Source organism: Rhizobium sp. BK008 (assembly GCF_014197345.1).
GTDB lineage: Bacteria > Pseudomonadota > Alphaproteobacteria > Rhizobiales > Rhizobiaceae > Rhizobium > Rhizobium anhuiense.
Genome location: NZ_JACIFK010000003.1, coordinates 439,932 through 465,100, shown reverse-complemented (window position 1 = coordinate 465,100; position 25,169 = coordinate 439,932). Strand labels below are relative to the sequence as shown.

Genomic DNA, 25,169 nt, shown 5'->3' with positions numbered 1-25,169 from the left:
CCCGTTAGGGCCATCCTAGATTCACCGAGTATCGAAAATTCGCGGCATCGCTCGTGGATGTCGCGATCGGTCAGTGCACAGTAACCGCATCGGCCTGGCGCTGCTGCAGGCTGCGGACCAGCATCACGGCCTCCCTGACGATTGCCGAAAATGTTGCATCATCGGCCTCTGCGATCCTTCCGGTCATATTGCGAATGATTGTCGTCAAATGGATAATGGAATGGCGATGCTGCGGATCTTCCGATCCGATTTCGGCATCGGCCATGGCAAGCAGCGTCTGAACTAACCGCTCCATGGTTTGCCGGCGCCTGGTCCTCGGGTCGGCATTCGGATCTTCGCTCAGGCGCAGGAGGTCGGCGGCAATGTCGGACATCCGATTCCACTCACATCGCAAAAGCCGGCGGCATGGCAGCGACATGCCTTCGACCGCGCGTCTGCGCCTTCAAGTTCTGCAACAGCCGGTAGCCGTTGCGCCAGCGGCCGAAGCCGCTGGAAACATTGATATGGCCGGCAAGGCCGATATTCCTGGTCTCGGCATTCCACAGGCGGCCAAACAGGGTCAACCGATCGACCGTCATGTAGGCATCGTTCATGCTGCCGACGACGATACTCGGAAAGGGCAGAGGCGCCGTCGGCATGGCGCCAAACGAGATATGCCCCGGATGCAGAATTTCCGTGGCCGGCAGATCGCACGGAGCGACGAGTAGGGCTCCTTTGACGCGGCGCGCCGCACTTCGCCCGGCCAGCCGGGCGGCAAGCAGGCATCCGAGACTATGGGCAACCAGATAGGCCTCACCGGCCTCCTCAAGCGCGCCTTCCAGTCGCAACAGCCAGCTGTCCAGATTCGGATGATCCCAATCGTCCTGAGCGACGCAACGGCTGTCCGGCTGATCCTCCAGCCAATGCTGCTGCCAATGCCCTTCTCCCGAGCCGAAAAGCCCGGGAAGAATAAGTACATCGATCATCTGGCGCCATCCTCTCCCGGGCGGCGCGCCGGTCCTTTTTCCCATCGGGGCAAACATCTGGCACCATTCATCGGATCAACCCGATCACCAGAGCGAACAGGAATGTGAAAGAGCTGACGATCGTGCAGATCCCGGCCGCATGCCTGAGCTGCGACATGACGCTGCTTCCCGCCCTTCTCGCATTGTGCCGACGCAGCTCGGTCTCAACGACAATCGCCATCACACCGCTCTCCTCAATACCAAAGGCCTGGCATGGCGCCCCAATAATGGAGCTCGTATTCGCGTGCGGACCAATCGCGCTCTTCGTCGCGCGTGAACAATCCATTGGCAGGCGCGTGCGCAGCCGGCGCCTTCGGCTCGAGCAATCGGCCAATCGTCAGTTTCAGCCAGAGGTGAAAATCAAGCTTCATGCGAACCTCCTGTCAGGGACTGGTACTTTTCAGCGAGAACTTTTGTTTTCACGCAATTCCGGACGCAAACCGCTGTGCACTTTTGCTGGAATTGCCCTAGGACATCAGCGAATGACGGCTCGCATTGGCGAGAAGATCGCGGAGCGATGCTGTCGGTCCGTAGAGCATCAGCAGGCGGTTCTCCTCGCGTTTGGCGAGGCGATATCGTCGGGCGAATTCGAAGACGCTCCACAATTGATCGCTTGGCCCCGGCCTTTCCGCATCATCCATTTTCGCCTCCTGAGATCGAACCATGGCGGCGCCCCTTACTCGGCCGCCGCCAGTGCAGGGTTTGCGTCCGGGAAGAAGGCAGCCAATTCGCCGATCACTTCGTTGATGCGGGCCAAAAGCGGATCGGATGAGACCGCATAGTCGGTAAAATCGCGATCGGCCGCATAAACGGCAGTCGGCAAGGTATGGGCCATGAAGAAACCGAACAGCGGCCGAAGCTGATGCTCGACCATCAAGGCATGCCGGTCACCGCCGCCTGTCGCGGTGATGATGATCGGCTTGCCACGAAGCTCGTGCGGATCGAGCAGATCGATGAGGTGCTTGAAATGGCCGGGATAAGAGCCCTTGTAGGTCGGCGAGCCGATGATCAGGGCATCGGCCTGCACGATCTCGTCGACGACATGTCTGGCCTGCTCGTCGAGGTCCTTGCGCCACAAGGCCCTGCCCAGCGATGGACCGACATCATTGAGATCATAGGTCTTGCTCGCAAATCCGTAACGAATGCTCGCGCGGTCGGCGACGTGGCGCACGAGTGCCAATGTCTTCGAAGGACGGTTGAAGCTGCCAGCAATGCCGACGAGTTTGAAACCTGACATGGTTTTTCCTCTCTTTGGATTGCCTCAACTATTGTCTACAAAATTGATAGATTAAAGGAACGTGCATCTCTCCTTATTCGGCTGGTTGAAAAAAACGTTCGCTCTCGCCCCGGCACGCACAGGCTGAAGGGCGATCGTCACCGGTTCTCGCGACCGCAGGCAGAAACGGGATATCGGCTCCAATGGGGAAAGACGTCGTGGAACATGGAAACACCGCGGGGGCGGTCAATGCCGTCACCAGCAAAAAGCGCCGGTGAACCGCTCGGGCTAAATGGCTTTGCCGCAAGGTTGGATATTATTGGTATAAGATTTCCGGTTCAGCGGAACGATTGGATGACACGCTCTGCCCTTTCCGTCGCAGAAAATATACATTCCTTATAGATTTTAGCGGGAGTTTTTCATGCCATTGCAGACGGCTGATGTCATCGATTTCCAGGCTTACCGGCAATCGCGCTGCAAAGATGCGGCTGATGCGTCAAAGGCGCTCGCGCCGGCATCTTTCGCGATGCAGCCCGTTCTGATGTGGGTGCCCTATTGGGGTTTTATCCCGGTGATGGCAATGGGCATTGCCGGATATGGCGTCTGATCAAGCGCTTCTCTCCGACGCCGAAACCATAGACGCCGCCGAGCAGATCACCGTTCAGACAGGACAGAATTTGCGGCGCATTCGCACCCGCCGCGGCTATTCCCTGGACAGGCTGGCAAAGATCGCTGGCGTCAGCCGCGCCATGCTCGGCCAGATCGAAACGGGCAAAAGCAGCCCGACGCTCAGCATTCTCTCGAAGATCGCGCTTGCTCTCGGCATTCCCTGCGCAGCACTGATTGCCGAACGCGGCGAGACCTCGATCATTACAGTGCCGCGGGCAAGATCGAAAATCCTCGCCTCGTCCGAAGGGCGCTTCCGGACACGGGCTCTTTTCCCCTTCGAAGGCGAGCGAAAAGTAGAATTCTACGAGCTGAGGATCGCTCCGCACCATAGCGAAAGTGCCGATGCCCATCAGCATGGAACGGTGGAAAATCTGGTCGTTGCCCAAGGCACCGTCGAAATCATCGCCGGCAGGCAGGCGCCGCATATCCTGGGCGAAGGCGACGCCATCATCTTCGATGCCGACGTGCCCCATATCTACCGCAACATGACGGGAACGGAAGCGATCCTCTACCTGGTGACGACCTATCTCGAAGACGTTCGCGTCTGACGCAAAAAGAGCCCCCGTCTCCGGAGGCTCTTGGTCATTTCCTCTAAGAGGCCAATGGCTCAGGCGGCCATCGTGCAGCACATTATCATGCCGCCGCAGTTCATCATGACAGGCATGCCGCCGGACATCATCGACATCATGCGCTTGCAGCATTCCATGAACATGTCCTTGTCCATGCCTTCCATCGGCTTCATTTCGCAGACCATGCCCTCGGCAGTCATCGTGCACTTCATGGCGCCCATCATCATCATCATCGGCATGGAGGCCATCATCGGCATCATGGCGCCGTTCATCATGGGCATGCCTGACATCATCGGCATCATTCCACCCATCATCGGGTTCATCATGGCGGGCATCATGTTGTTCATCATCGGCATCATGTTCATGGCGGGGTTCATTGTCTCTCTCCGATCAATATAGCGGCGTTTCGCGTTTCGCTGAAACGGGAGATAAAAGAACTAATTAGAGCAAACAATGTAAAAAAATCTTCCCCCATCTTTTCCTCCAATAGAATGGAACGGTTTCGATGGGAATGCGCAATATTGCCAAGATAACGGAATTCCATCCGCTATCATCGCCCGAGCGGGACGATCGCTCTGAACAGTCTCCCTGAATACGCCAGGAGAATTAAGTCCCCCACGCCATTGTGAAGGACTTTCTGAAAGTCTGTCGTTTCCGAACTAAGTTTCCGATATCTCGACCGACAGATCCGGGCCGAGCGCCTGCAGGAAGCTAGCGGCATCGAAAATGGCTGCCGGCGCCTTTGCGCCGATATCGCGGATGCGTCCCGAGAGGATACGCTGGACCGCTTCACAGATGATCGGAGCCGTGACGGCGTAGATGTCTTGTCCCTGTGCGACAATCTGACGGCGCACGTCACCCTGCGTGACGATCACTTCTACTGCAAAGCGCTGCGCCGAACGCCCAGATTCGTCGACTGCCTGCGGCGGAGGCGTCGACGAGTCGCGAACATCCCGCAGAGCGGTTGTGCTCAAGAAGGTGTGCAGTTCCTTCGTCCGGACGTGCCGGGCGATCAGCGGCACTTCCGAAAAGGGAAGCTCGACGAAAGTCTGCCGGCCGAACGGGGCCGGTAAAATCGACACCCTTTCAGCAGGCGGTTGAGGCACCGGCTCCAGCTGCCCACCGCTGACGGCCAGGCGCCGTGCAGTGTTTCTTTCTCCGGTAACGCGTGTGCCTCTCGTCGGCAGCCAGCTGTCAAGCGCAACTCGAATTTCGATGTCGTCAGCGTGCTCCCACTCGTCCATGACAGCTGCCACGAGCAGGTCGGCCAAGCCGCCATAGAAACCCATGGCCGGGATGACGGCTATGCCCGCTTCCCGGGCCGCAACCTCATGCCTCTCGAACGTGGCCTGCACACTCGGTTGCTCGGCCGTCACGTCGAGATAATGAATCCCCGCTCGCAATGCGGCACGCACCACTGCGTCGGCGGTGTCCATGAACGGGCCGGCGCAGTTGATGACCGCCGCCGCGCCGGCTAGCGCCCTGTCCAGTTCCCCGTCATCCTCGACCGCTGCTTCGCGGCATTCGATGCCGCGCTCTGCAAAGCCCGCAGCCGCCAGCCGCTGGGCATTCCGTCCAATCGCGATGGGCTTGAGACCGCGCCGCAACAGTTCGGCGACGACAAAACGACCGGTATGGCCGTTCGCTCCCAAGACCGCGATAGATTGGGACGTCTTCGTGATGTCGGCTTCGTAGATGGTCATTGTTTTCTCCTGCGCTACAGACCTGTCTGTATTCAATAAAACATACAGGTCTGTAGCGTGTCAATCCGTTTGCTGTTATGCTGGCGACCTTGGAGGTACACGAATGTCGAAAAGCGCAACGAACTCCCGTGCCTCTGGCGGCAACGAGGTGCGGGATAGAATTCTCGAGACGGCGTCGGAACTCTTTTACCGGCGCGGCGTGCGTGCTGTCGGTGTCGATCTTGTGGTCGAAAAATCCGGCGTCGCCAAAACCAGCCTCTACCGCCATTTCGGCACGAAGGACGACCTCATCGCGGCCTTCCTCAAGCGCGAAGACCTGGACTTCTGGAGCACCTGGGATCGCGTGACGGAACAGCATCCGGACGATGCCGAGGCCGAGCTCGATGCACATTTTGAGTGGATCGGCGAACGGGTCGGGCGGGAAAACTACCGAGGCTGTCCGCAGATCAACACCGCAGCCGAATTTCCCGAAGCGGATCACCCTGCCCGCAAGGTCGCCGAAGCCCACATGCGCGAGATGCGGCGGCGTCTGAAGACCATCGCCGAGGAGCTTGCGGTTGCCGCGCCCGATCGGCTCGCCGGTCAACTCGCGGTTCTGATCAACGGCGCCTTTGTCAGCATGCAGCTCTTTGAACCCGGCGAGGCCACCGGTTTGCTGCGCGATGCAGCGCACGCCCTGATCGCCGCCAGCCGTAGCTGATCACACTGGACATCCGCTGAAAGTACAAATTGCAGAGCTGTGAAATGGGGGCAAAAGGAAGCCGCAAGACAGGGCGACTGAGCAGCCCCCAAATCCCGGCTTTTCAAACATCATTGCCCGGTCCGGCTCAGGTAGAAATTTTAGGAATGATGAGGATGCGTGGGATCGTCGTGCGGCTTCAGGAAAAACCGGCGCGCAATATCCCCATAGCCATCATAGACAAGCCCGCCATTCAACCGGACAAGCGTTTCGCGGTTTTTGCGATAGACCGCCGGAAGGCGATACCATGAGATGCCCGGCCGGCGGTGATGGAGAACGTGCAGATTGTTGTAGAGAAACAGCAAGCCGAAGAGATGGCTGTTTTCGACGATGGCGGTGCGCTCCTCATGGCTTTCAGCATATCTGTGCTCGGCATAGGATCTCAGCCGCGTCATCGCAGCACCCGTATAGACGAAAGCAAGATAGAGCCACAGCGGCATACCGCAGACGACGGTCGACCAGAATAGGACGCCGACGACGCCGATGCCGTGCGCTGCCCATATCCGCCGCCGTCCCGGTTCGTCCGCCCGTATCAGCCGCCATTCCTGCCCAAGGAAACTCAACAGCATCACCACAGGACCGATGGTCAATCGGCCGAACAGGGTGGTATTCCACCGGGCCAGCAACCGCCCGGTCGCACCGAGCTGCTCCCAGGCGGCCTTGGTGAAATAGGAAGATTCCGGATCCTCGATCGGATCGGTCAGATATTCGTCGCGATGATGCTCCAGATGGCTTTCCCGATAGATCGGATAAGGCAGCCACAGCGACAGCGGTATCGACCCGATCGCATCGTTTATCGCCTGGTTTCCCGTCGGGTGGCCATGAATGACTTCGTGCTGAAGCGATCCGTGCCAGGCAATCAGCCAACCTCCTGCGATCATGACCACGAGCGGCGGCAACGATTGGCACCACCAGGTGAGCGCCAGAAACCCGCCATGAATGACGAGTGCAAGAATGACCGTCGGCCACTCCGTCGAACGCGTGGGAACCATGGTCCCGGCGGCCCGCAAAGTCCTGTCGAGCATGCGTGTGATTTCCCCATCAACCACACCAATTTATCGCAGGGCATCGGCAGAATGGAATAAATTCCATCTATTTTATAGACTTATGTGAAAAAATCCGTCTCTAAGGCTTGTCGCCGTGAAGATGACGTTCGAGGAAGGACAAATTGTCCTGCCCCCAATAGATCTCGCCATCATAGACATAGGTAGGAAAGCCGAAGACGCCGCTGTCGCGGGCATGCACGCGGTCCGCCGACCATTTGTTCTGGACATCGTCGTCGGCTTGTCGCCGAAGAAGTGCTGCGCCATCGAAACCTGCCGAGGTCACGATCGCCTCGCGCACATCGGGCTTGCCGATATCCTCCGCCTCGCTCCAGAAGGCATGTTGCAGAGCGCGGGAAACGCCGATCCAATCCTGTCCGTCGAGATAGGCGGCAATCACGAATAGGGATGCAGGCGTCGGATCGCTCAAATCCGGGCGATGCTCAAGCCGCAGGTCCTTGCCGCGCACGCGCGCCCAGCGCTTGAGATCCCGCGTCCAGTAGGCACGCCGGATCTCCGGGCGATTGCGCGAAAAGATACCGCCGTTTTCCTCGACCACCGTCGTCAGATAGGGTGTGATGACGACATGGTTCTTCGCCGCAAGTTCGGCAAAGGCGTCGAAGCCTATATAGGCCCAGGGCGAGCCGATCGAAAAGAAATATTCTACCGATTTGGTCACTGATGCATATTCCCTAAGAGGTGATGGTCCGGCGTCGTACGGGCGACGCATTTCAGGAAGCGGCACGGATGCCGGATTGCGCTTTCCATCCGAGCTCCGGTGCAATTGTCGTCACGAAGTCGTGGAGAATTTGGCGATATTCCGCGTGCTCGAACTCGTAAGGGAGTTCCAGCCTCAGCTCGCTGACCTCGGGCAGGATCGGATCGGCAAAAAGCTGCGCCAAAATCTCGTCCGACGTGCCGACGATATCACGGGCGAAAAGCGTGCGCCGCTCGCCCTGTGGCGAAAGGGTCCGCTCGTGGCGGCCATCGGCATAGTCTCGATATCGGCGCCGCGTTGCCGCATCGGCGCTGTCGAAAGGCACGATGACGCGGCCCAGCGCGACGCGGCGCTGCTTGCCCGCGGCGCGAAAGGTTTCGATTAGCCGCGATTGCGCGGTGAAGAAATCATCCGTTCCCTCCCCCGTGATCACATTGCCGGTCAACAGGTTGAAGCCGTTGCGGCCGGCCCATTCGGCCGAGCGCTGCGACCCGCCGCCATACCAGATCCGGTCGATCAGGCCCTTGGCATAAGGCTGCAGCCGCGGCCGCTGCGGGCCGAACGGTGTCTTGATCAAGGTCTGCTCGTCGCCGAGATAGGTGCCGCGCAGATTGTCGGCAAAACGCGCCACGCGATCATGCGAGAAATCGTAACCCGTCCAGTCGCCGTCGAAGACGAGCGGGGCGACCAGGTCTGCGTGCAGCGGCCGGCCGGCGCTGACGCCGATATTCAGCCGCCCGCGCGACAGAATATCGACGGTGGCGAGATCTTCAGCCAGCCGATAGGGGCTTTCATAACCGATCGGAATAACGGCGGTTCCGAGCTCGATCCGGCTGGTGCGCTGCGTCGCCGCCGCCAGGAAGGCGCTCGCAGAAGAGATTCCAGGCTCCAGGTGCCGCTGGCGGACCCAGGCGCTGTCGAAACCCAGATTCTCGCCATATTGCAGCTGCTGCAGCGTCTGCTCCAATCCCGACAGCGGGTCGTCGTCGGGATAGTTGCCGGGGGTGAGGAAGCCGATATGGCCGATGGATATATTGCCCACTCGTGCCATCCCATCAATATTTCGGCAGGCCGGGCGGGTTGGTCTCCGACGCCGGCAGGGCCTCCTCGGACAGGTGCCAGTGGTCGAGGATTTTTGCGTATGTGCCATCCTTGATCAGGCCGTTGGTGGCGACAGTCAGCGCGTCGGCCAGCCCGCTCCCCTTGCGGGTGGTGATCGCAACATCCGAGCGATCAGGCCAGCCGGCGCTCAGCGTGCCGACACGCCTGATGTTCTTGTCGCGCGCGGCAATGAAGACGAGCTGCGCATGCGGCTGGACGATGACATCGGCCCGGCCGGACCGCAGCGCGAGAAGACTTGCTGCCTCGTCGTCGTAATATTGCAGCTCGATCGGCTTCAGGCCGGCGGCGACATCTTCCTGGCTCCACTTCACCAGGATACGCTCCTGGTTGGTGCCGGCGCCGACGATGATCCTGAGGCCGGCGGCGTCCTTCGGCTCCTTGATCGAGGTGACGGCACTGTCGGATTTCACGAAGAAACCATGCAGCCCCTGGCGGTAGGTGGAGAAATCGAATTTCTCCTTGCGCTGCTCGGTGACGCCGACATTGGAGATGACGGCGTCATATTTGCCTGAGGTCAGGCCGAGTGGCCAGTCGATCCAGGCGACGGGCACGATCTCCAGCGTCAGGCCGAGGCTGTCGGCAATGGCATAGGCATAGTCGGGATCTGCCCCGACCACCGACTTGGCGTCCGTGGCATAGGTGGCAAGTGGCGGGCCGCCGGGGCTGACGGCGATGGTGAACTTGCCGGGTGTGACGAACTTGAATTCCCTAGGAATGGCAGCGATGGCCGCATCGTTCCTGGCGGCATGAAGCCGGCCCGGCTGTTCCGGGCTCAGGTCAAAATCCTCGGCCGCGTGGGCGGAACCGAAACCAGTCAATGCTGACACCAGGGCTGCGAAGAGCAAAGTGCGAGATGTCGGATGGATCGTCACGTTCAATATGTCTCCGTTTGCGTCGAGAAGTGGGAACGGACCGGCGCGCTACCCTGTAACGCCGGTCCACCAGACCAAGATTACGAACCGCTCTTCGGCAAGCCGGGCGGGTTGGTCTGAGCCTTGTCGATTGCCTCGGGACCGAGGTTCCACGTATCGAGGATCTTGCGATAGGCGCCACTGGCGATCAGATCGTTGACGACATCGGTCAAGGGCGCTGCCAGGCCACTGCCCTTGCGTGTGGTGACGGCAATTTCTGCCGTGATCGGCCAACCGCCGCTGACGGTGCCGACGAGCTTGGTCTTGCCGTTTATCCCGGCCGAATAGGCCTGCGTCGCGTTTACGCTGAAGACGGCATCGGCTCTGCCGGACTGGACGGCGAGATCCTTGACCGCATCGTCGTCATAATATTGCACCTCGATCGGCTTCAGGCCGGCGGCGACATTCCGGCGGTCCCATTCCAGCAGGATCTTCTCCTGGTTGGTGCCGGCATCGGTGATGACCTTCAGGCCGGCAATATCCTTCGGCTCCTTGATCGCCGCAATCGGGCTGTCGGCCTTGACGTAGAAGCCGAGCTCATCCTTGCGGTAGGTCGAGAAGTCGAATTTCTCCTTGCGCTCTTCCGTGACGGTCACGTTGGAGATCACCGCATCGAACTTCCCCGAGGTCAGCCCCAGCGGCCAATCGGCCCAGGCGACGGAAACGAGCTCGAGCTTCAGCCCCAGGCTGTCGGCGATCGCCTGCGCCAGATCGACGTCGTAACCGATAACGGTCTTGGAATCGGAGGCATAATCGTGCAGCGGCAGATTGCCGCTCGAGCTGATGCCGACGGTGAAGACGCCGTTTTCGACGAACTTGAAGTCCTTGACTTCGGCAATGCGCTTCTCGTTCTTTTCCACCCTCAGCCGGTTCGGCTGCTCGGGGCTGAGATCGAATTTCTGCTGCGCCTGAGCGGAACCGAAACCGATCGCGGCAATGGTGACGGCTCCCGTTATCAGCAGCCTTGCCCTATCTGTAAATGTCATGCCCCTTCTCCATTTCATCTTTAGGTTGTAGTTATTGTCATTCAGCCAGAGCAGCCCGTCGCGGCCCGGCATTTCGCCAGCGCTATCGGGCGCTAGAGAACCTTGGCGAGGAATTCCCGTGTTCGGGGATGTTCCGCTTGCGTGAAGATGCGGGCCGGCGGGCCGGCCTCCAGAATGCGGCCGCCGTCCATGAAGACGACGGTGTCTGCGACTTCGCGGGCAAACCCGATTTCATGGGTGACGATGACGAGCGTCGTACCGGTGCGGGCAAGCTCCTTGATGACATCGAGCACTTCGCCGACGAGTTCCGGATCGAGCGCCGAGGTCGGCTCGTCGAAGAGCAGCACCTTGGGACGGAGCGCCAGGGCGCGGGCGATCGCCACGCGCTGCTGCTGGCCGCCGGAAAGCTGGCGCGGATAGGCGTTGATCTTGTCGCTGAGGCCGATGCGGGCCAACAGCTCCTGCGCCAATTGCACCGCCTCCTCGCGGCTGACGCCGCGCACCTGGACCGGCGCCTCGATGAGGTTTTCAAGCACGGTCAGATGCGGGAACAGATTGAAGCTCTGGAAGACCATGCCGATATCGGCGCGGCGGGTGAGAATATCCTTTTCCTTGAGCTCGTAGAGCGTGTCGCCCTTCCTGCTGTAGCCGACGAAATCGCCGTCGACCGAGATGAAGCCTTCATCGACACGCTCCAGATGGTTGATGGCACGCAGAAGCGTCGACTTGCCGGAACCGGACGGGCCGAGGATTGCGGTCACGCTGCCGGCGGGAAGGCTGAGCTCGACATCATCGAGCACCTTCAGCGAGCCAAAGCTTTTGGAAATACCATGGATACGCACCGCACCACCCGTCCGCAGGGCCGCCGCATCATCGAAGCCGGGCCTGCGCACTCGCTCGCTCGCCGTATCGAGAGCTAGCAGCGGACGGCGGAAGCGTTCGAAGAATGCCTGGAAGGGCAGCGGTGTCGGATTGCGCACGGCACCCTTTGAGAAATAGCGCTCGATATAGTGCTGGGCGACCGACAGCACCGTCATGATGATCAGATACCAGACGGTCGCGACCATCAGCAGCGGAATGACTTCGAGATTGCGGCGGTAGATCACCTGGACGGTATAGAAGAGCTCCGGCAGCGCCAGCACATAAACCATGGATGTGCTCTTCGCCAATCCGATCAGCTCGTTAAAGCCGGTCGGCAGGATCGAGCGCATGGCCTGCGGCAGAACGATGCGGAAAGCCTGGCGGCGGCGCGGCAGGCCGAGTGCGGCGGCGGCTTCCAGCTGACCATGATCGACTGAAAGGATACCGCCGCGCACGATTTCCGCAAAGAAGGCCGACTGGTTGAGCGTGAGGCCGAGAAAGGCGGCGGCAAAGGGTGTCAGCAATTGCACGGTGGGATAATCGAGGAAGACGGTATCGGTGAAGGGGATGCCGATCTTGATCGTCTCATAGAGATAGCCGAGATTGTTCAGGATCAGCAGCAGCACGATGACCGGGATCGAGCGCAGCAGCCAGATATAGCCCCAGGAAAGACCGGAAAGCAGCGGCGACTTGGAAACGCGGGCAAGCGCCAGCGCCGTTCCGAGAATGGAACCGGATATGGCGGCAAGCGCGGTCAGGAGCAGCGTCCTTCCGAGGCCGACGAGCACGGGCTCGGCAAAGAACCATTCGGCAAAGACGCTCCAACCCCAGCGCGGATTGGTGAAGGTGGAATAGAGCACGGCGATGATGACGAAGGCGGCGAACACCGTGCCTGCCAACCGTTCGGGATGGCGCGCCGCCACGATCCGGTACCGGGAATAGTCCTTCGATTCTGCCGTCCTGCTGCCGGGGTCGATGCCGGCGAAATCCGTCGTCAGTGCCATTGTGCTTCCCTTTTATGATTGTCGGTCTTTGCCGCTTTCAGTAATTTGCGCCGGCCACGCGCAACCGCGGCTCGGCATCGTCGAGAGCAGGCTCGGCGAGATGGGTGATGTCCTTTTCGAAAGGCAGGCTCTTGTAGATCTCGGGATCGGCTGACGTGTCGAAGAGCGCGGTGTAGCCATAGTTCAGATAGAGGCCGACGGCCTCGGGTTGGCGAAAGCCTGTCGTGAGATAGATGCGGGCATAGCCCTGGCGGGCGGCCTGGGCCTCCAGCTCCACCAGCACCTTGCGGGCAAGGCCCTGCCGGCGCAGATCGGAGCGCGTCCAGATACGTTTGAACTCGGCCGTGCGTTCGTCATAATGCTTGAAGGCGCCGCCGCCGATGGTTTCGCCATCGCGGATCAACAGCAGAAAATTGCCATCCGGCGGCGCAAAGGCTTCGGGGGGATAGCGGTTGAGCTCGGCGGCCGCACCTTCGGCATTGAAATAGGTGCCGTAGCGGCTGTCATATTCGTAGATCAATTCATCAATCAGCGGCTTGGCGCGCGGGTCGAGAGGACTGGTATAGAGAAACGTATCGCTCATATCGTTCATCACCCGTTGTCATCAGTGAGGAAGGTTTCGGCGAGCCGCACCCAATAGCGGGCGGCGGGCGCGATGATCGCGTCGTTGAAATTGTAATGGGCGCTGTGGAGAGGAGCGCTGTCGCCATTCCCGACGAAGAGGTAGCTGCCGGGGTTCGCCTGCAGCATGAAGGCGAAATCCTCGCTCGCGGTTCTCGGTCGGAAATCCTTCTCGATCGCCGCTGGACCAAGAGCGTCATATGCGACCCGGCTGGCGAATTCGGTTTCCCCGGCATGATTGACCAGCGCCGGAAAGCCGAGGCGATAATTCACATCGGCCTCGGCGCCGAAGCTTTCGGCCTGGGCATGGGCAAGGGCCGGAATGCGCTCTCGCAACAGTTGACGGACGATTTCGCTGTAGGCCCGCATGGTCAGCTGCATCTCGACGCTTTCCGGGATGACGTTCGAGGCAGAGCCGGCATGGATCGAGCCGACGGTGACGACCGCCATCTCCTGCGGATCGACATTGCGCGAGACGACGCTCTGCAGCGCGGTGATGAAGGAGGCCGAAGCGAGCACCGGATCGACGGTGCGGTGCGGTTCGGCGCCATGGCCGCCCTTGCCGATGATCTTGATGATCGCCTTGTCGACCGAAGCCATGGCCGGGCCGGCGACGAAGCCGAATTTGCCCGTCGGCACACCCGGCCAATTGTGCAGCCCGAATACCGCATCGACGGGAAAACGCTCGAACAGACCTTCCGAAATCATCTTGCGGGCGCCGGCGCCAATCTCCTCGGCAGGCTGGAAGATCAGCCGCAGCGTGCCGTTGAAATTGCCGTTCTCTGAGAGATAACGGGCGGCGGCGAGCAGGATCGCGGTATGTCCGTCATGGCCGCAGGCGTGCATGACGCCGGGATTGCTGCTGGCATAGGCCAGTCCGGTCGCCTCCTCGATCGGCAGCGCATCCATGTCGGCGCGAATACCGATCCGCTTCTTGCCGTCGCCGCGCGGGAGGGTGGCGACGACGCCGGTGCCGGCAATGCCCGTCACCACCTCGTAGCCCCAGGCGGAAAGGTGAGATGCCACAAGCTTGCTGGTTCTGAGCTCCTGGAAGGCAAGCTCCGGATATTGGTGGAGATCGTGGCGAAGCGCGATGATTTCATCGAGGTAGGTGGCGATGCCCTTCTCGACCGGATCGTTGCTGCGCGGGTTTTGAGCGATGATATCCATGACGGTTCGCCGGCGCCTCAGGCGCCGACGGCCTTTCCGCGTTCGAGCGGCTCCGCATCCGCCGCATAGCGGCTTTCGCGGAAGGGTAGGCCGAGATGGTCGCGCAGCGTCTCACCCTTCAGGACCGGATCGAAATAACCGCGCTCTGTGAGGATCGGCAGAACGTATCTGGAGAAATCGTCGAAACCCTCGGCGATGACGGGAAAGCCCAGAATGAAGCCGTCGGCCGCGCCCTGATCCACCCAGCGAATGATTTCGTCGGCGATATGCTCGGCGGTGCCGATGAAGGCGGTGCGCGGCGTTGCCGAATCGAGCGCGACCTGGCGGAGCGTCAAGCCCTTCTCCCGCGCCGTCCGTTTGATGCGGTCGGTGGTGGCGCGGAAATTGTTCCTGCCGATATCGCCGAGTTCGGGGAACGGCTCGTCCAACGGATAAACACTGAAATCATGATGATCGAAGAAGCGGCCGAGATAGAGCAGCGCCTCCTCTATCGTGACGAGGTTGCGGATCGCCTGGTACTTGGCTTCCGCCTCTTCCTGCGTCGCCCCGACGATCGGCCCGATACCCGGATAGATGCCGACTTCCGCCGCCGGACGCCCATGAGCGATGACGCTGTCCTTCAACTGGCGATAAAAGGCCTGCGCCTCCTCGAACGGCCCGCCATTGGTGAAGACGGCATCGGCATGCTTGCCGGCGAGCCTGATGCCGGAATCCGAGGCGCCCGCCTGGAACACGACCGGCTGGCCCTGCTTGGAACGGCCGATATTGAGCGGTCCCTCGATACGGAAGAACCGGCCCTTGTGATTGAGGCGATGCATCTTCGTCTTGTCGGCATAGACGCCGGTCTCGCGATTGCGCACGAAGGCGTCATCGTCCCAGGAATCCCATAGACCCTTGATCGCATCGATATAGTCCTCGGCGATCTCGTAGCGCAGTTCGTGTTCGGGATGTTCGCGGCTGTAATTGCGCCCCGAACCCTCTAGCGGCGAGGTCACGGCATTCCACCCTGCCCGGCCGCCGCTGATGAGATCGATCGAGGCGAACTGGCGGGCAATGGTGAAGGGATCGCTGTAGGAGGTCGAGACCGTGCCAACGAGGCCGATTTTCGAGGTCGAGGCGGCAAGCGCCGAGAGGATGGCGATCGGCTCGAACCGATTGAGGAAATGCGGGATCGACTGCTCGTTGATATAAAGCCCGTCGGCAACGAAGGCGAAGGCGATGCCGGCCGCCTCCGCCTTACGCGCCGTCTTGACGACGAAGTCGAAATTGACGCTGGCATCGGCCGGTCCGCTTGGATGTTTCCAGGCATTCATGTGGCCGCCGGGACCTTGCAGCATGATGCCGAACGTGACGTGTTTCTGAGCCATGGGATCAATCCTTCTTGGAAACGGTCAGGCGACGAGGGAAAGCCGCTCCGCGGCGAGCAGTTCGATGGAGGCAAGACGCTCGGCGACCGAAAGCGCCGGCGTGTCGAGCACGAACTCCTTGACCCCGTAGCTGCGGTGAAGCTCGTCCAGCTCCTTGCGGATTTGCTTCGCCGTGCCATGCAGCACGCTCGGCACCTTTTCCTCAGTGCGGTAATCGGTGACGCCGGCCTGGCGAGCGAATTCGGCCGCCTGCTCCTCGCTGCCGACATTCACGGTCTGGCCGTTCGGCAGGAACACCTTGACGATGCGCAGTTTGCCGACGCGCTCGCGGGCGTAGTCCTCGCTTTCGGCGGCAAAGGCTGCGAGCGCCAGGATCGGACGCTTGCCGCCGGATACCCGCTCATAGGCCTCGAAGGTCCTGCGCAAATTGTCCGGATCGCCGTTCAGGTGACCGGCAAAGACAAGTTCCCAACCCTTCTCGGCGGCCAGCTCGGCGCTTTCGACGCTGGCGCCGAGCAGGAAACGTTCGGGAGCCGTCGGCGGGAAAGGGGTCGCCTGCGCACCATCGTAATTCGGGTCGGCGGCGAGATAGGTGTTGAGATCGGCAAGCTGGCTGGCAAAATCCGGCTTCCTGGATGGATCGACGGCTAGCTGGAGAGCGCGCGTCGACAGCGGAAAGCCGCCCGGCGCCTTGCCGACACCGAGATCGACGCGGCCGGGCGCAAGCGAAGCCAGAAGATTGAAGGTCTCCGCAACCTTATATGCGCTGTAATGCTGCAGCATGACGCCACCGGAGCCGATGCGGATTTTCGACGTCTTTGCGAGAAGGTAAGCTATCAGCGCCTCTGGCGCCGAGCTCGCCAGGTTGGACATGTTATGATGCTCGGCGACCCAGAAACGGTGATAACCAAGTTCCTCGGCCCGGGCAGCAATCTTGACCGTCGCCCGCAACGCATCTGCGGCGGTTAAACCCTGTTCGATCGGGCTTTTGTCGAGAAGACTGAGGAGGTAGGTCATGACGTCACGATCCGATCCCTGGTTGCAAAGCTTAGTCTATAAAATCAGTAGACAAACATCATTATAAGAAATGACATTCTCTTTCGAACACGCTGAGTGAAAAAAAGATGGCCGCACATAAGATGGAAATCGCCTGCCAGAACTGGGTCTCACCGGCAGCGGAGGGCTTCTTTCAATCGACCAATCAAGGATCAATTTTCCGGTCGAAAGGGCGTAAGTGAATGAAGCTGTCAAAACAGCTAAAGCCGATCAGCGACCTCAAGGCGCATGAGCCGACGATCCTTCGGACACTTAAGGATCATTCGCAGCCGGTCGTCATTACGCTTCACGGAGAAGCGAAAGCTGTCCTTCAGGACGTCGGCCAATATGAAGAACACAGGAGACGCTGGCGCTCACCAACCGGCAGGTCGAGGAGGGCAAACTGCGCCCCGCTGCGGAATCCTTCGCACGGATCAGCAAACGTCTGGCCGACAGCCAATCCTAATTCATTATGGTGTTCTTTTCGCTGAGGACGCGGAACGCGACATCGAGAGCCCATGCACCGAGCCTGAGGGATTTCCCAACCCGTACACCAGCCTGGCCGCCATCAGGGGCGTCTTACCGCATAGGCGTGCATTATGTGCGCGACGTCCTTGCCCCATATCGTAAAGCTGACCGGGTTCTACTAGCAGGCAAGCTATACGATCCAGCCCCCAGACACGATCCGGCAGTACCATGGCCGATTCCTGCCTGAGGACAAAGCCGCCCTAACCGCCCGTATCTCATAACCCATTGATGCCACAGCAAACGTGCCGTTAACCAGAAGTGATATCGCCTATTACTTCCGCCGCACGGGATGGACTTGTGCATTTCTCCCTCACTTCCGAGAAGGATTCGTTATCGAAGTGAGGTCTTCAAGGTGTTCTGACGTTCCCATAGATCGTGGCACCGCGCCGCGACATTCTTTCGCGGGGGCCGACACCACGCAGTAGACCAGCCACAAACAGCGAGGCTCGCAAGAATTTTGCCGACCTCTTCGAACGCGCCGACCAGGGCGAGGAAATTACCATCATGCGCGCCGACACCGTCTATGCCCGCATCGGTCCAGCCGATACGACATTGTCGAAAAGGGCCTGCTGCACGCCCGTTGCAAAGCTTGGACCTCTTTGCATTGGTGGCACCTCTCATCCATACGATCCGCAAAACCAAAGAGTTCTTTCGAAGGCTTTGGGGATGGAGCTCTTCGTAGCAGCCTGCAGAGACTTTTGCCCGAGCTTAGCCACCGCCGCCGCCCAGACGGAGCCGAAGACCTATCCAAATTTCCGTCCGGCTGACGCATTTGCCCGCAGAAGAGCCATCAGCATCGGGCCGATCGCGAATTCTCCCTTTTCGCTTCGTCGTGTCAGGCCACGAAGATAGCCACCAGCCGAATTAATGTGGCCACCGCGCTCCAGGATGCATGCCATGACGGTTGCCGCGTTTTCCGGACCCATCACATTGGCGGCCTCTTCGTAGGCCGACGGACTGACGCCGAGCATCGAGCGAACCGTGACCGCCGCGGTCATCAGATCGCGCCAGTTGCGGATGATACCGCCCGGACCATAGGCGAGAATTTCCGGGCAGGCTTGCAGAACCAAGCCGAGCGGGAAGGATTTCAGTCGGTCACCATCATTGCGGCCGCCTGTCCGTAGACTGTGCTCTTTCTCGCACCGACTCGAATGGGCTGCCTCAGCTCTACCCTCTTCTGACGTCGCGGCCCGTCGCCCGTTGTCTTGCTCCGGCATCGCGCCCTGCTTCGTGTCGAAGTCTGGTTCAAGTTCAGAATTAGATTCGGGATTCGAATTCTGTATGTGGCGCTCAATATAATTGGCATTGCCGCGCTCTTTTATTGATTCAATCCGAATTTCCAACCGGTTAAGGACATCTGCCCGCAGAGTCGTCAATTCATCCAGCAACAGTTCGAGCTGCGACGCCGTCGGGGATCGGGGCAGGCCTTCGATCAGGTCTCGGAACTCGCAGTACAGGCCTTGCCAGTCGCCAGGGATCTGTTCCTCGACGGCTGCTTCGATCAATTTTGCGATGTCGCGACGGCAAAGAGTGATGCGTTCGCGCAGACGCTGGACATGCAGCCGCTCGGCCATCACTTCGGCTGCGAGTTGTTCGATCTCGCTAGCACGGGCAAGCAGTGGCGCAAGCGAGAAGCCGAACGCCTCGTTGACCTCCCCTGCCCTGTTCCTGCGGACATAACGCTTGCCGTTGGGGCTGTCCTTGCGCAACAGCAGACCTGCCTGGACGAGCGCGGCGAGATGACGCCGGACGGTCTGCTCGGCCATGCCGTGCGTTCTGAGCGAAAGCTGGATGTTTGATGGGAATACGATCAAACCGTTCTCCTGCGCCAGCTCGTTCTTCGGATAAAAGCTCAAAAGAGCGTTGAGTACGGCAAGCGCTCGATCGCTGATGCCGAGAAGCGGCTTTGCTTCGCAGAGCGCGCGAAACAATCTCCACTTGTCGACGGACTGATCAGTCTTGATCTCGCGTGCCATTACTTGGCTTGTGAGCATGCCAAGCGTCATTAACCGCCGCCCGAAGGGCGTCGTCACATTCCCGGTTTCCATATCTTCCACCTCAACGAGGCAAAAGAAATCCGCTCGCCAAAACGGCGCCAAAAACTCTTGACAGCGATTCTCGGAAGTGCGATTCTCGGAGGTGTTCAAGACTACGAGGAAAGCTTCCGTGACGGTGACGTTCGGGGGCTTTTTTCTTTTGCGCGTTATCTCCTATCCGGATTGTCAGCTGACAATCCGGTCTGACTGCCTCATTTTCCCTCATTCTCCTCTTCGAACTCGGCGGCGAGGCTTACCAACCGCTGAGCCAGGAATTCCGAAAACGCCGCCGATTTAACGGTGATGCGAAAGGTTTTGCCGGAGCGGGCCACCAAAGCAAGCGGAGCGCCACCCTGGGCCCGGAGGGTCTGCTCGGCCCGCTGCGGTGGGGTCTTCTCCTCCAGCGCTTTCCAGATGACATCAAAGCGGCTGTTGGTGTCCAACGCCAGGAAGCCGCGGGCACCGATTGCGGCCTGGGCCTTCTTCTGCCCGCCCGTCTCCCTGAATTTTTCGGCAAACGCCAGCCAGCGCGGGCGTCCAACCTTGGGAGCCGGCCCAACGGCGAGAATAATCTCGGGGTCGATGGTCTGAGCCACCTGCAGGAGCCGTGAGGTTTCCGGCTTGTCGGTTGTCAGCGCCGTGGCGATCATCTCGCGGCTGAATCCATGCTCATCCAGGCGGCGCGCAAACAGTGCCCGCTCGATAAAACTCAAGTCGACTCGGGGGCCGTTTTCCTGGCCCTGTGCGAGGATCAGCTCTTCATCCGTGAGCTTTCGCACGACGGCCTTGACGGGAACCCCGATCTCTGCCGCGGCTCGCAGGCGCCTGTGGCCATAGGCGGCCTGGTAGTGCCCAGCCCTTACCGGGTCCGGCCGTACCAGGATCGGAACCTGCTGGCCGCTGTCCCGGATCGATTGCTTCAATCGCTCGAACTCTGCATCCCTATCGACCGGGATACGGTCGCGGATAAAGGACATTTCGACGGCAGCCGGATCGATCTCCAGTACCTTGTCGCCGGAGGCCAGCGATTCACGCAGCGCCTTGGCGGCAGCCGCTTCCTCTCCCAACCGGCCAAGCGACAAATTCATCGCCTTGACCGCTCCCGATGGGCGGTGCGGCGGCTGCGCGATTGGCGCCTCCGGCCGTGTCGGCTCGACGGCGCCGACCATGCTTTTCAGGATGTCGCGTCCCTTTGGGCTCATGTCCTGCTCCATGCGCTGCGGATGAGTTGCTCGACCTCGGCATTGACGCTGTCGACGGATTCCACCCCGCGGTCATAGGTCTGACGATGCATCGTCTCGCGTCCTGCCTCGTAGATTGTCTGCTTAGAGAGTCCCGCATCCGAGACAGCCGTCGACTTGACCATCATCGCCGTCAGCACGCGCTCGCCGAACAGACTGCGCAAGAAGGCGACGATCTGCGCCTGCGGCCCATCATTGGGCTCATAGCGGGTGATGAGATAACGCATCCAGTCGTAATCCAAATTGCCGCCTGCCTGTTTGACTACGGCCAGCAGGTCGGAGGTCATCGTTAGGAACTGGTTCATCGACGCCACGTCGAGCATCTGCGGATGGACGGTGATCAGGACGGAGGTTGCGGCGCAGAGGGCAGACAGCGTCAGGAAGCCCAGGGTCGGTGGGCAATCGATGATGACGACGTCATAGTTCTGCTCCAGCGAATGCAGCGCATTACCGACCCGCATGAAGAACATGTCCTTGTCGTCGCGGTTGGTGTCGGCAAGCGCCTTTGGCGTATCGTGTTCGAACTCGTGCAGTTCGAGATTGCCGGGAATGAGATCGAGCCCGGGGAAATAGGTCTGACGGACGATGTCGCTGACATCGCGGCGCGTCTCGTCATATTTAATGGCGCCGTAAAGTGTCTCGTTTTCGCCGACATCGAATTCGGGCTGATATCCAAGCATCGCCGACATCGACGCCTGCGGATCGAGGTCGACGGCGAGCACGCGGTAGCCACGCAGAGCCAGGAACTGCGCCAGGTGGACTGATGTCGTCGTCTTGCCGGAGCCGCCCTTGAAATTGGTCACGGCGATCACCTGGAGATGGTCGCCCGGTCGGCGCATCGGCAGATAGGAGGGTTTGGTGCGCCCTAGGTGCTGGCGCATCGCATGGATTTCCTCGAGCGAGAATACCCGACGGCCAGCCGCTGTCTTTTCCGGACTGATGCTCTCGACCTGGGCGGCGAGATGACGAACATAGCTGTCGGTGACGCCGAGCAGCTTGGCTGCCTCGGTGCTGCTGAACCGCCGCAACGATTTGCGGGCATTGGGTGAAAACAATCGCTCGAACAGCACCTGCAGCTGGCTGCCGAGCATCGTCGAGTCCTGCGCAATCGTCTCGTCGATCGAGACTGGACTCGCTCTCTTGGCTTTCTCAACAATCGCGACCTTGGTCGGCATTCACGCAAATCCTGATAAATCGAGTGATTTTGCGCAAATGATCGTGAGTCTGCTGATTCCGTCAAGCGGTTTCTTGGATGGCCAATCTATTATAAAATGGATTCTGCAAAAAAATCATGTGGAATTCCGGAATCTTAGCACCATTGTCAGCTGACAACGACGGCCTGCTCCGGGTCGATGAAAGCCAGCCTCAAAGTATCGCGGCACATAATCGATACGACTCAGCGTCGCTAGCGCTCCATCCAAGCGCACCTTCGGACGCCTGGCATAGACCGATCAGGTTGTTCGATTTCTCATTTGTAGGCGGACGAACGGTACAGGTTTTCGGCTTCCAGCCCGCGGACGGGTTCATTGCCGGAAGGCTTGTCATTTGCGTCCTGGGTTTCGGCATCGCGGCGTGACGCTGCAAGGGCCAGCATTTGTTCGAGACGGCCCGCATTGAGCGGAGCGCTTATTCCCTTGAAGTTCATTGACACATCCTTCGTCATAGATTGCGTGAAGCCGCAGAGATAAGCGTAATTCGAACCCGCCGATAACCGCCAGGCAGCGTTATCACCATCTTTTCCTGGGGCCGGGAAGGGGAGGGCCTCCATCTTTCAGGTGGTTCAAAAATGCAGCGACCGGCGGCCACGATGGGGATTTCGGATCACTCTGCTTACCAAGTTGGAAAGGAGCCTCGCAGACACAGGCCGGGCGTGAAAGGAAGGCGGCCCATCTTTGATAGCAAGGGCGAGCCGGCACTGCCGCTGATCGTGCTTCATCGCGGTGGAGGTCTTCCTGCAGAAGCGCTTTGCTGCGCAGCCTATCGGGGTGAGGGGACATTCGGCCTTGGTCTTCTCCGCCCCAATCTAAGTCGGCGAGCAGCTGGTATCAGAGGGGTGGGGCTTCGGTTGCGTCAGGAACCTGTCAATGGCCAATCGATCACACACCTAGTCCGGTGCCGGCGTCAGAACGGGGTCATAGCTGCAATCATGCCGGGACGACGCGGCCTCGACGTCGAAGATCGCAATAGCGCGCTAGGCGAATCAGGCATCAGCCGATATGATCGGCAGGCCAGCGGGTTCACGCAGTATCGTTCAGCTCCCGAGCCAGTCCCCCATCGATACGCTCCGCAAAACCACGATCCTTCCTAGCGGAACTGATTGTTGAGTTTGCTTCCGTATACGAAATTCTTCTTTGTTTACTGCATGTTTACCATAACGCCCCCGATCACCGCCAAGCCCGCATCGCCGCCCATCCGCGCGCCTTTGTCATTTGGTGCTACGTGAGGAAGGGGGTGAGCCTATCGCGCCTTCGTTGCCTCGCGATTGGTAAAATGCGCGTTGCCCAAACCTGTACCGATGGTCAGCACGGCCCATCTCGACACGTCGTTCATATAAGGGATCTGCGACAATCCCTGCACGACGGCATCGTTGTGCATCATCACGAATGTGCTGTCGTCGCCGATCTCGGGAATGGCCTTCATCAGCGCGGCGGGAAGGTTGAAGCTGTCGCTCTCCCAGTTTCCGCCCGGCAGGTTCTGTCCGCCGCGTTCGATGGAGCCATCGGCTTTGATGATTCCGGGGCATGCGATCCCGATGATGGGCGCGGGTTTGAGATTGGCTTTCTCAGCCTTGCCAATCAGATCCTGCAACATCGCGGCCAATCTCTCGATGGTTGCGGTACGGCTTGGCTCGTCGTCGGCGTGGCGCCAGATGGCTGATTCCCAGACGCTCGCATCTTTAAAATTCGGTACGTCGTTCTTTCCGAATTTAACGACGCCGGCGCGAACATTTGTCCCGCCGATGTCGACGGCGAGCATCGCCTCGTGGCCTTTGAAAATCCACGGCGGCATCAGGTGAACCGCGCCGATCAGTCCGGCCTCATCGGGATGGTGAACGATCGGCACCACCTCGACATCAATGCCCGCCACCTTGAGAAGAACCATGGTCCTGGCGATCGCCAGCTCGCCAAAACGGCTCTGCCGGAAGCCACCGCCGACGACGATGCGTTCCGTCCTGCCCCAGCGCTTGTCTTTGAGGAACTTTCCGATCACGTCGGCAAAGTCCTGGGAAAAGTCCTCCACCGCCCCCATGACCAATGCCGCCGCCTCCATATCGTCGCCTTTCAGAAAGGCATCGATCTTCTTCTTGGAAAGCTTCGCCGTCGCGGTCTTGCCGATCGGGTCATCTCCGACCTTGCGGATGCGCTTTCTCCAGTCGTCGAGCTTCTGTTGGAAAGTCTTCTTGTTGGCGTTGTCGCCAACGAAACCATCCTTGTCACGCAGTTCGTTGTTGTAGTCGTCGATCGTCACCAATGGCAGATTGAAAGCGCCATGTGCCAGCGGGGCGTTGACCTCATCACGGGGATCAGAACTGCTTTTGGCCATCAATGTACCTTCTACGGCGCGAGTGCTCGAACGGGCGGCGAGATACAACGCGGACTAGCCTCAGGATGTTCCGGAGTCTGAAAAGCCACCTTGTCCTTGTTGGCCGGCGACCTAGCTTCAATCATTGCAGAGTTTGGAGAATACCGTGCAGGACGACACCGCTACCCAGGAAATGCTTTCACTGGTCTTGGAAGAGCCGGACCATTGGGCGATGTTTCTCGATATCGACGGGACGCTGCTCAATCTTGCGCCCACACCGGATGCGATCGAGGTCCCAGAAGCGCTTCCCGGACAACTTCATCGCCTGTCGAACAAGCTCGGCGGTGCCCTGGCGCTGGTCACCGGACGATCACTTTCTTATGCCGACGAGCTGTTCAAACCCTTTGAATTTCCGACAGCCGGCCTGCACGGTGCCGAGATCAGAAGCGCCACCGGCATGCAGACGGTCGAGGCGACACCTGAGTTTCAGGCACTGAAACATGCGCTGACCGCGGAAGCCGAGCACTATCCCGGTGTCTTGATCGAAGACAAGGGCGCGGCCGTTGCCGCCCATTACCGTCTCGCACCCGAATATGAAAAGGTGCTTGAAGACCGCATGCAATACTATGCCGAGCTCGCCGGACCGAACTGGGCATTGCAACTCGGCAAGAGGGTATTTGAATTGCGGCCGGCACGGTCGAGCAAGGGCGATGCACTGGAGCGATTTTTCCAGTCCGATCCCTTCAGGAACCGCTGCCCGATTACGATCGGCGATGACCTGACCGACGAGTCGATGTTTGCGATCGCCAATGCCCGCGGCGGCGTTTCCGTGCGTGTCGGCGCGATCGGCACCCCGAGCTGCGCCACGAGCCGGCTGTCCTCCTCTGCACTGGTCAGAAACGTCATTGCCGCCTTGGCAGCCTGAACTGCGTCCTCGGACGATATGCATGCGGATTGTTGCCGTCTTTCCGTCCGCTCCGCAGCGTCAATTGTCAAAAAAGTATCGGTTTTGACTGGGAATCGTGGTGGCGGGCGTGAAACGAGACCACTACACTCCCCTTAACAATAAAGCCAAAAAGGGAATTTGGCGGGCTGGCGTGGAGC

Annotated in this window: 27 protein-coding genes and 3 pseudogenes; 7 read left to right on the top strand and 23 right to left on the bottom strand. The window is 59.9% G+C overall.

All coding sequences use genetic code 11. The features are described 5' to 3' along the window. Nucleotides 1-70: 70 nt before the first annotated feature. The 6 genes from FHT69_RS16925 to msuE form a co-directional block, all read right to left on the bottom strand. Entirely contained in the window at nucleotides 71-373 is a 303-nt protein-coding gene (locus FHT69_RS16925; protein WP_028756775.1) for a hypothetical protein, read from the bottom strand. Between the two features lie 10 nt (nucleotides 374-383). Further along, on the bottom strand, nucleotides 384-965 hold the full coding sequence (locus tag FHT69_RS16920) for an RBBP9/YdeN family alpha/beta hydrolase (protein WP_028758374.1): 582 nt from the start codon (nucleotides 963-965) through the stop codon (nucleotides 384-386). A gap of 67 nt (nucleotides 966-1,032) precedes the next feature. Continuing rightward, nucleotides 1,033-1,185 (bottom strand): hypothetical protein, encoded by a 153-nt coding sequence (locus tag FHT69_RS16915; protein WP_165932218.1) that lies wholly within the window; start codon nucleotides 1,183-1,185, stop codon nucleotides 1,033-1,035. 13 nt (nucleotides 1,186-1,198) lie between these two features. After that, nucleotides 1,199-1,375: a hypothetical protein gene (locus FHT69_RS16910; RefSeq protein WP_164735886.1), complete on the bottom strand. Its 177-nt coding sequence runs from the start codon at nucleotides 1,373-1,375 to the stop codon at nucleotides 1,199-1,201. Nucleotides 1,376-1,471: 96 nt separating this feature from the next. After that, entirely contained in the window at nucleotides 1,472-1,669 is a 198-nt protein-coding gene (locus tag FHT69_RS16905; protein WP_028756773.1) for a hypothetical protein, read from the bottom strand. 11 nt (nucleotides 1,670-1,680) lie between these two features. Then, complete coding sequence (gene msuE / locus FHT69_RS16900) at nucleotides 1,681-2,241, bottom strand: FMN reductase (RefSeq protein ID WP_028756772.1); 561 nt, start codon at nucleotides 2,239-2,241, stop codon at nucleotides 1,681-1,683. Nucleotides 2,242-2,641: 400 nt separating this feature from the next. Here msuE and FHT69_RS16895 point away from each other — a divergent pair, with 400 nt between their 5' ends. Continuing rightward, nucleotides 2,642-2,827 carry a hypothetical protein gene (locus FHT69_RS16895; protein WP_028756771.1) on the top strand — a complete coding sequence of 62 codons (186 nt, stop codon included), beginning with the start codon at nucleotides 2,642-2,644 and terminating at the stop codon, nucleotides 2,825-2,827. Further along, complete coding sequence (locus FHT69_RS16890) at nucleotides 2,817-3,437, top strand: helix-turn-helix domain-containing protein (RefSeq protein ID WP_183905659.1); 621 nt, start codon at nucleotides 2,817-2,819, stop codon at nucleotides 3,435-3,437. Before FHT69_RS16895 ends, FHT69_RS16890 begins: the two co-directional genes overlap by 11 nt. 59 nt (nucleotides 3,438-3,496) lie before the next feature. Here FHT69_RS16890 and FHT69_RS16885 read toward each other — a convergent pair whose 3' ends face one another. Both FHT69_RS16885 and FHT69_RS16880 read right to left on the bottom strand, forming a co-directional pair. Further along, a complete protein-coding gene (locus FHT69_RS16885) occupies nucleotides 3,497-3,835 on the bottom strand; it encodes a hypothetical protein (RefSeq protein WP_165932217.1) in 339 nt (112 codons plus the stop codon). Between the two features lie 282 nt (nucleotides 3,836-4,117). Next, complete coding sequence (locus FHT69_RS16880; protein ID WP_028756768.1) at nucleotides 4,118-5,161, bottom strand: saccharopine dehydrogenase family protein; 1,044 nt, start codon at nucleotides 5,159-5,161, stop codon at nucleotides 4,118-4,120. Between the two features lie 103 nt (nucleotides 5,162-5,264). Between FHT69_RS16880 and FHT69_RS16875 the strand changes: the two genes are divergently transcribed. Beyond that, nucleotides 5,265-5,861: a TetR/AcrR family transcriptional regulator gene (locus FHT69_RS16875; protein ID WP_028756767.1), complete on the top strand. Its 597-nt coding sequence runs from the start codon at nucleotides 5,265-5,267 to the stop codon at nucleotides 5,859-5,861. 140 nt (nucleotides 5,862-6,001) lie between these two features. Here the strand turns inward: FHT69_RS16875 and FHT69_RS16870 are convergent, their stop codons facing one another. The 10 genes from FHT69_RS16870 to FHT69_RS16825 form a co-directional block, all read right to left on the bottom strand. Continuing rightward, complete coding sequence (locus FHT69_RS16870; protein WP_183905658.1) at nucleotides 6,002-6,925, bottom strand: fatty acid desaturase; 924 nt, start codon at nucleotides 6,923-6,925, stop codon at nucleotides 6,002-6,004. A gap of 100 nt (nucleotides 6,926-7,025) precedes the next feature. Further along, complete coding sequence (locus FHT69_RS16865) at nucleotides 7,026-7,622, bottom strand: 2-hydroxychromene-2-carboxylate isomerase (RefSeq protein WP_183905657.1); 597 nt, start codon at nucleotides 7,620-7,622, stop codon at nucleotides 7,026-7,028. 52 nt (nucleotides 7,623-7,674) lie between these two features. Continuing rightward, on the bottom strand, nucleotides 7,675-8,712 hold the full coding sequence (locus FHT69_RS16860; RefSeq protein WP_049813424.1) for an LLM class flavin-dependent oxidoreductase: 1,038 nt from the start codon (nucleotides 8,710-8,712) through the stop codon (nucleotides 7,675-7,677). A gap of 4 nt (nucleotides 8,713-8,716) precedes the next feature. Then, nucleotides 8,717-9,655 carry an ABC transporter substrate-binding protein gene (locus tag FHT69_RS16855; RefSeq protein ID WP_028756188.1) on the bottom strand — a complete coding sequence of 313 codons (939 nt, stop codon included), beginning with the start codon at nucleotides 9,653-9,655 and terminating at the stop codon, nucleotides 8,717-8,719. A gap of 80 nt (nucleotides 9,656-9,735) precedes the next feature. Continuing rightward, the gene (locus FHT69_RS16850; protein ID WP_028756189.1) at nucleotides 9,736-10,680 is read right to left on the bottom strand and encodes an ABC transporter substrate-binding protein; all 945 of its coding nucleotides are present in this window, start codon (nucleotides 10,678-10,680) and stop codon (nucleotides 9,736-9,738) included. Nucleotides 10,681-10,772: 92 nt separating this feature from the next. Continuing rightward, complete coding sequence (locus FHT69_RS34565; RefSeq protein WP_097542522.1) at nucleotides 10,773-12,545, bottom strand: amino acid ABC transporter permease/ATP-binding protein; 1,773 nt, start codon at nucleotides 12,543-12,545, stop codon at nucleotides 10,773-10,775. Between the two features lie 37 nt (nucleotides 12,546-12,582). Beyond that, entirely contained in the window at nucleotides 12,583-13,140 is a 558-nt protein-coding gene (locus tag FHT69_RS16840; protein WP_028756190.1) for a GNAT family N-acetyltransferase, read from the bottom strand. Further along, nucleotides 13,137-14,336, bottom strand: a complete 1,200-nt coding sequence (locus FHT69_RS16835) for a M20 aminoacylase family protein (protein ID WP_097595497.1) — start codon at nucleotides 14,334-14,336, stop codon at nucleotides 13,137-13,139. The genes FHT69_RS16840 and FHT69_RS16835 overlap by 4 nt, the downstream gene beginning before the upstream one ends. Nucleotides 14,337-14,353: 17 nt before the next feature. After that, a complete protein-coding gene (locus tag FHT69_RS16830) occupies nucleotides 14,354-15,703 on the bottom strand; it encodes an LLM class flavin-dependent oxidoreductase (RefSeq protein WP_028758369.1) in 1,350 nt (449 codons plus the stop codon). Between the two features lie 24 nt (nucleotides 15,704-15,727). Next, nucleotides 15,728-16,720 (bottom strand): LLM class flavin-dependent oxidoreductase, encoded by a 993-nt coding sequence (locus tag FHT69_RS16825; protein WP_028755936.1) that lies wholly within the window; start codon nucleotides 16,718-16,720, stop codon nucleotides 15,728-15,730. A 221-nt stretch (nucleotides 16,721-16,941) separates the two neighbouring features. On the opposite strand from FHT69_RS16825, the pseudogene FHT69_RS16820 reads away from it, so the two are divergent. The 3 pseudogenes from FHT69_RS16820 to FHT69_RS34805 all read left to right on the top strand — a co-directional run. Beyond that, a pseudogene (locus FHT69_RS16820) lies at nucleotides 16,942-17,204 on the top strand (type II toxin-antitoxin system Phd/YefM family antitoxin). 68 nt (nucleotides 17,205-17,272) lie between these two features. After that, nucleotides 17,273-17,487, top strand: a pseudogene (locus FHT69_RS34250) (hypothetical protein); the annotation flags it as partial. 172 nt (nucleotides 17,488-17,659) lie between these two features. Then, nucleotides 17,660-17,812, top strand: a pseudogene (locus FHT69_RS34805) (type II toxin-antitoxin system Phd/YefM family antitoxin); the annotation flags it as partial. Nucleotides 17,813-18,009: 197 nt separating this feature from the next. Here FHT69_RS34805 and repC read toward each other — a convergent pair. The 5 genes from repC to FHT69_RS16795 form a co-directional block, all read right to left on the bottom strand. Then, nucleotides 18,010-19,314, bottom strand: a complete 1,305-nt coding sequence (gene repC / locus FHT69_RS16815) for a plasmid replication protein RepC (RefSeq protein ID WP_028755937.1) — start codon at nucleotides 19,312-19,314, stop codon at nucleotides 18,010-18,012. A 200-nt stretch (nucleotides 19,315-19,514) separates the two neighbouring features. Further along, nucleotides 19,515-20,504, bottom strand: coding sequence for a plasmid partitioning protein RepB (repB, locus tag FHT69_RS16810; RefSeq protein WP_183905656.1), 990 nt, complete (start codon nucleotides 20,502-20,504; stop codon nucleotides 19,515-19,517). Beyond that, complete coding sequence (repA, locus tag FHT69_RS16805; RefSeq protein ID WP_028755939.1) at nucleotides 20,501-21,718, bottom strand: plasmid partitioning protein RepA; 1,218 nt, start codon at nucleotides 21,716-21,718, stop codon at nucleotides 20,501-20,503. The genes repB and repA overlap by 4 nt, the downstream gene beginning before the upstream one ends. 293 nt (nucleotides 21,719-22,011) lie before the next feature. After that, nucleotides 22,012-22,188: a hypothetical protein gene (locus FHT69_RS16800; protein WP_164735883.1), complete on the bottom strand. Its 177-nt coding sequence runs from the start codon at nucleotides 22,186-22,188 to the stop codon at nucleotides 22,012-22,014. Nucleotides 22,189-23,000: 812 nt separating this feature from the next. Beyond that, nucleotides 23,001-24,086 (bottom strand): ROK family protein, encoded by a 1,086-nt coding sequence (locus tag FHT69_RS16795; protein WP_028758243.1) that lies wholly within the window; start codon nucleotides 24,084-24,086, stop codon nucleotides 23,001-23,003. 124 nt (nucleotides 24,087-24,210) lie between these two features. Between FHT69_RS16795 and otsB the strand changes: the two genes are divergently transcribed. Next, nucleotides 24,211-24,990: a trehalose-phosphatase gene (gene otsB / locus FHT69_RS16790; RefSeq protein ID WP_028755941.1), complete on the top strand. Its 780-nt coding sequence runs from the start codon at nucleotides 24,211-24,213 to the stop codon at nucleotides 24,988-24,990. The last annotated feature ends 179 nt before the right edge of the window (nucleotides 24,991-25,169 follow it).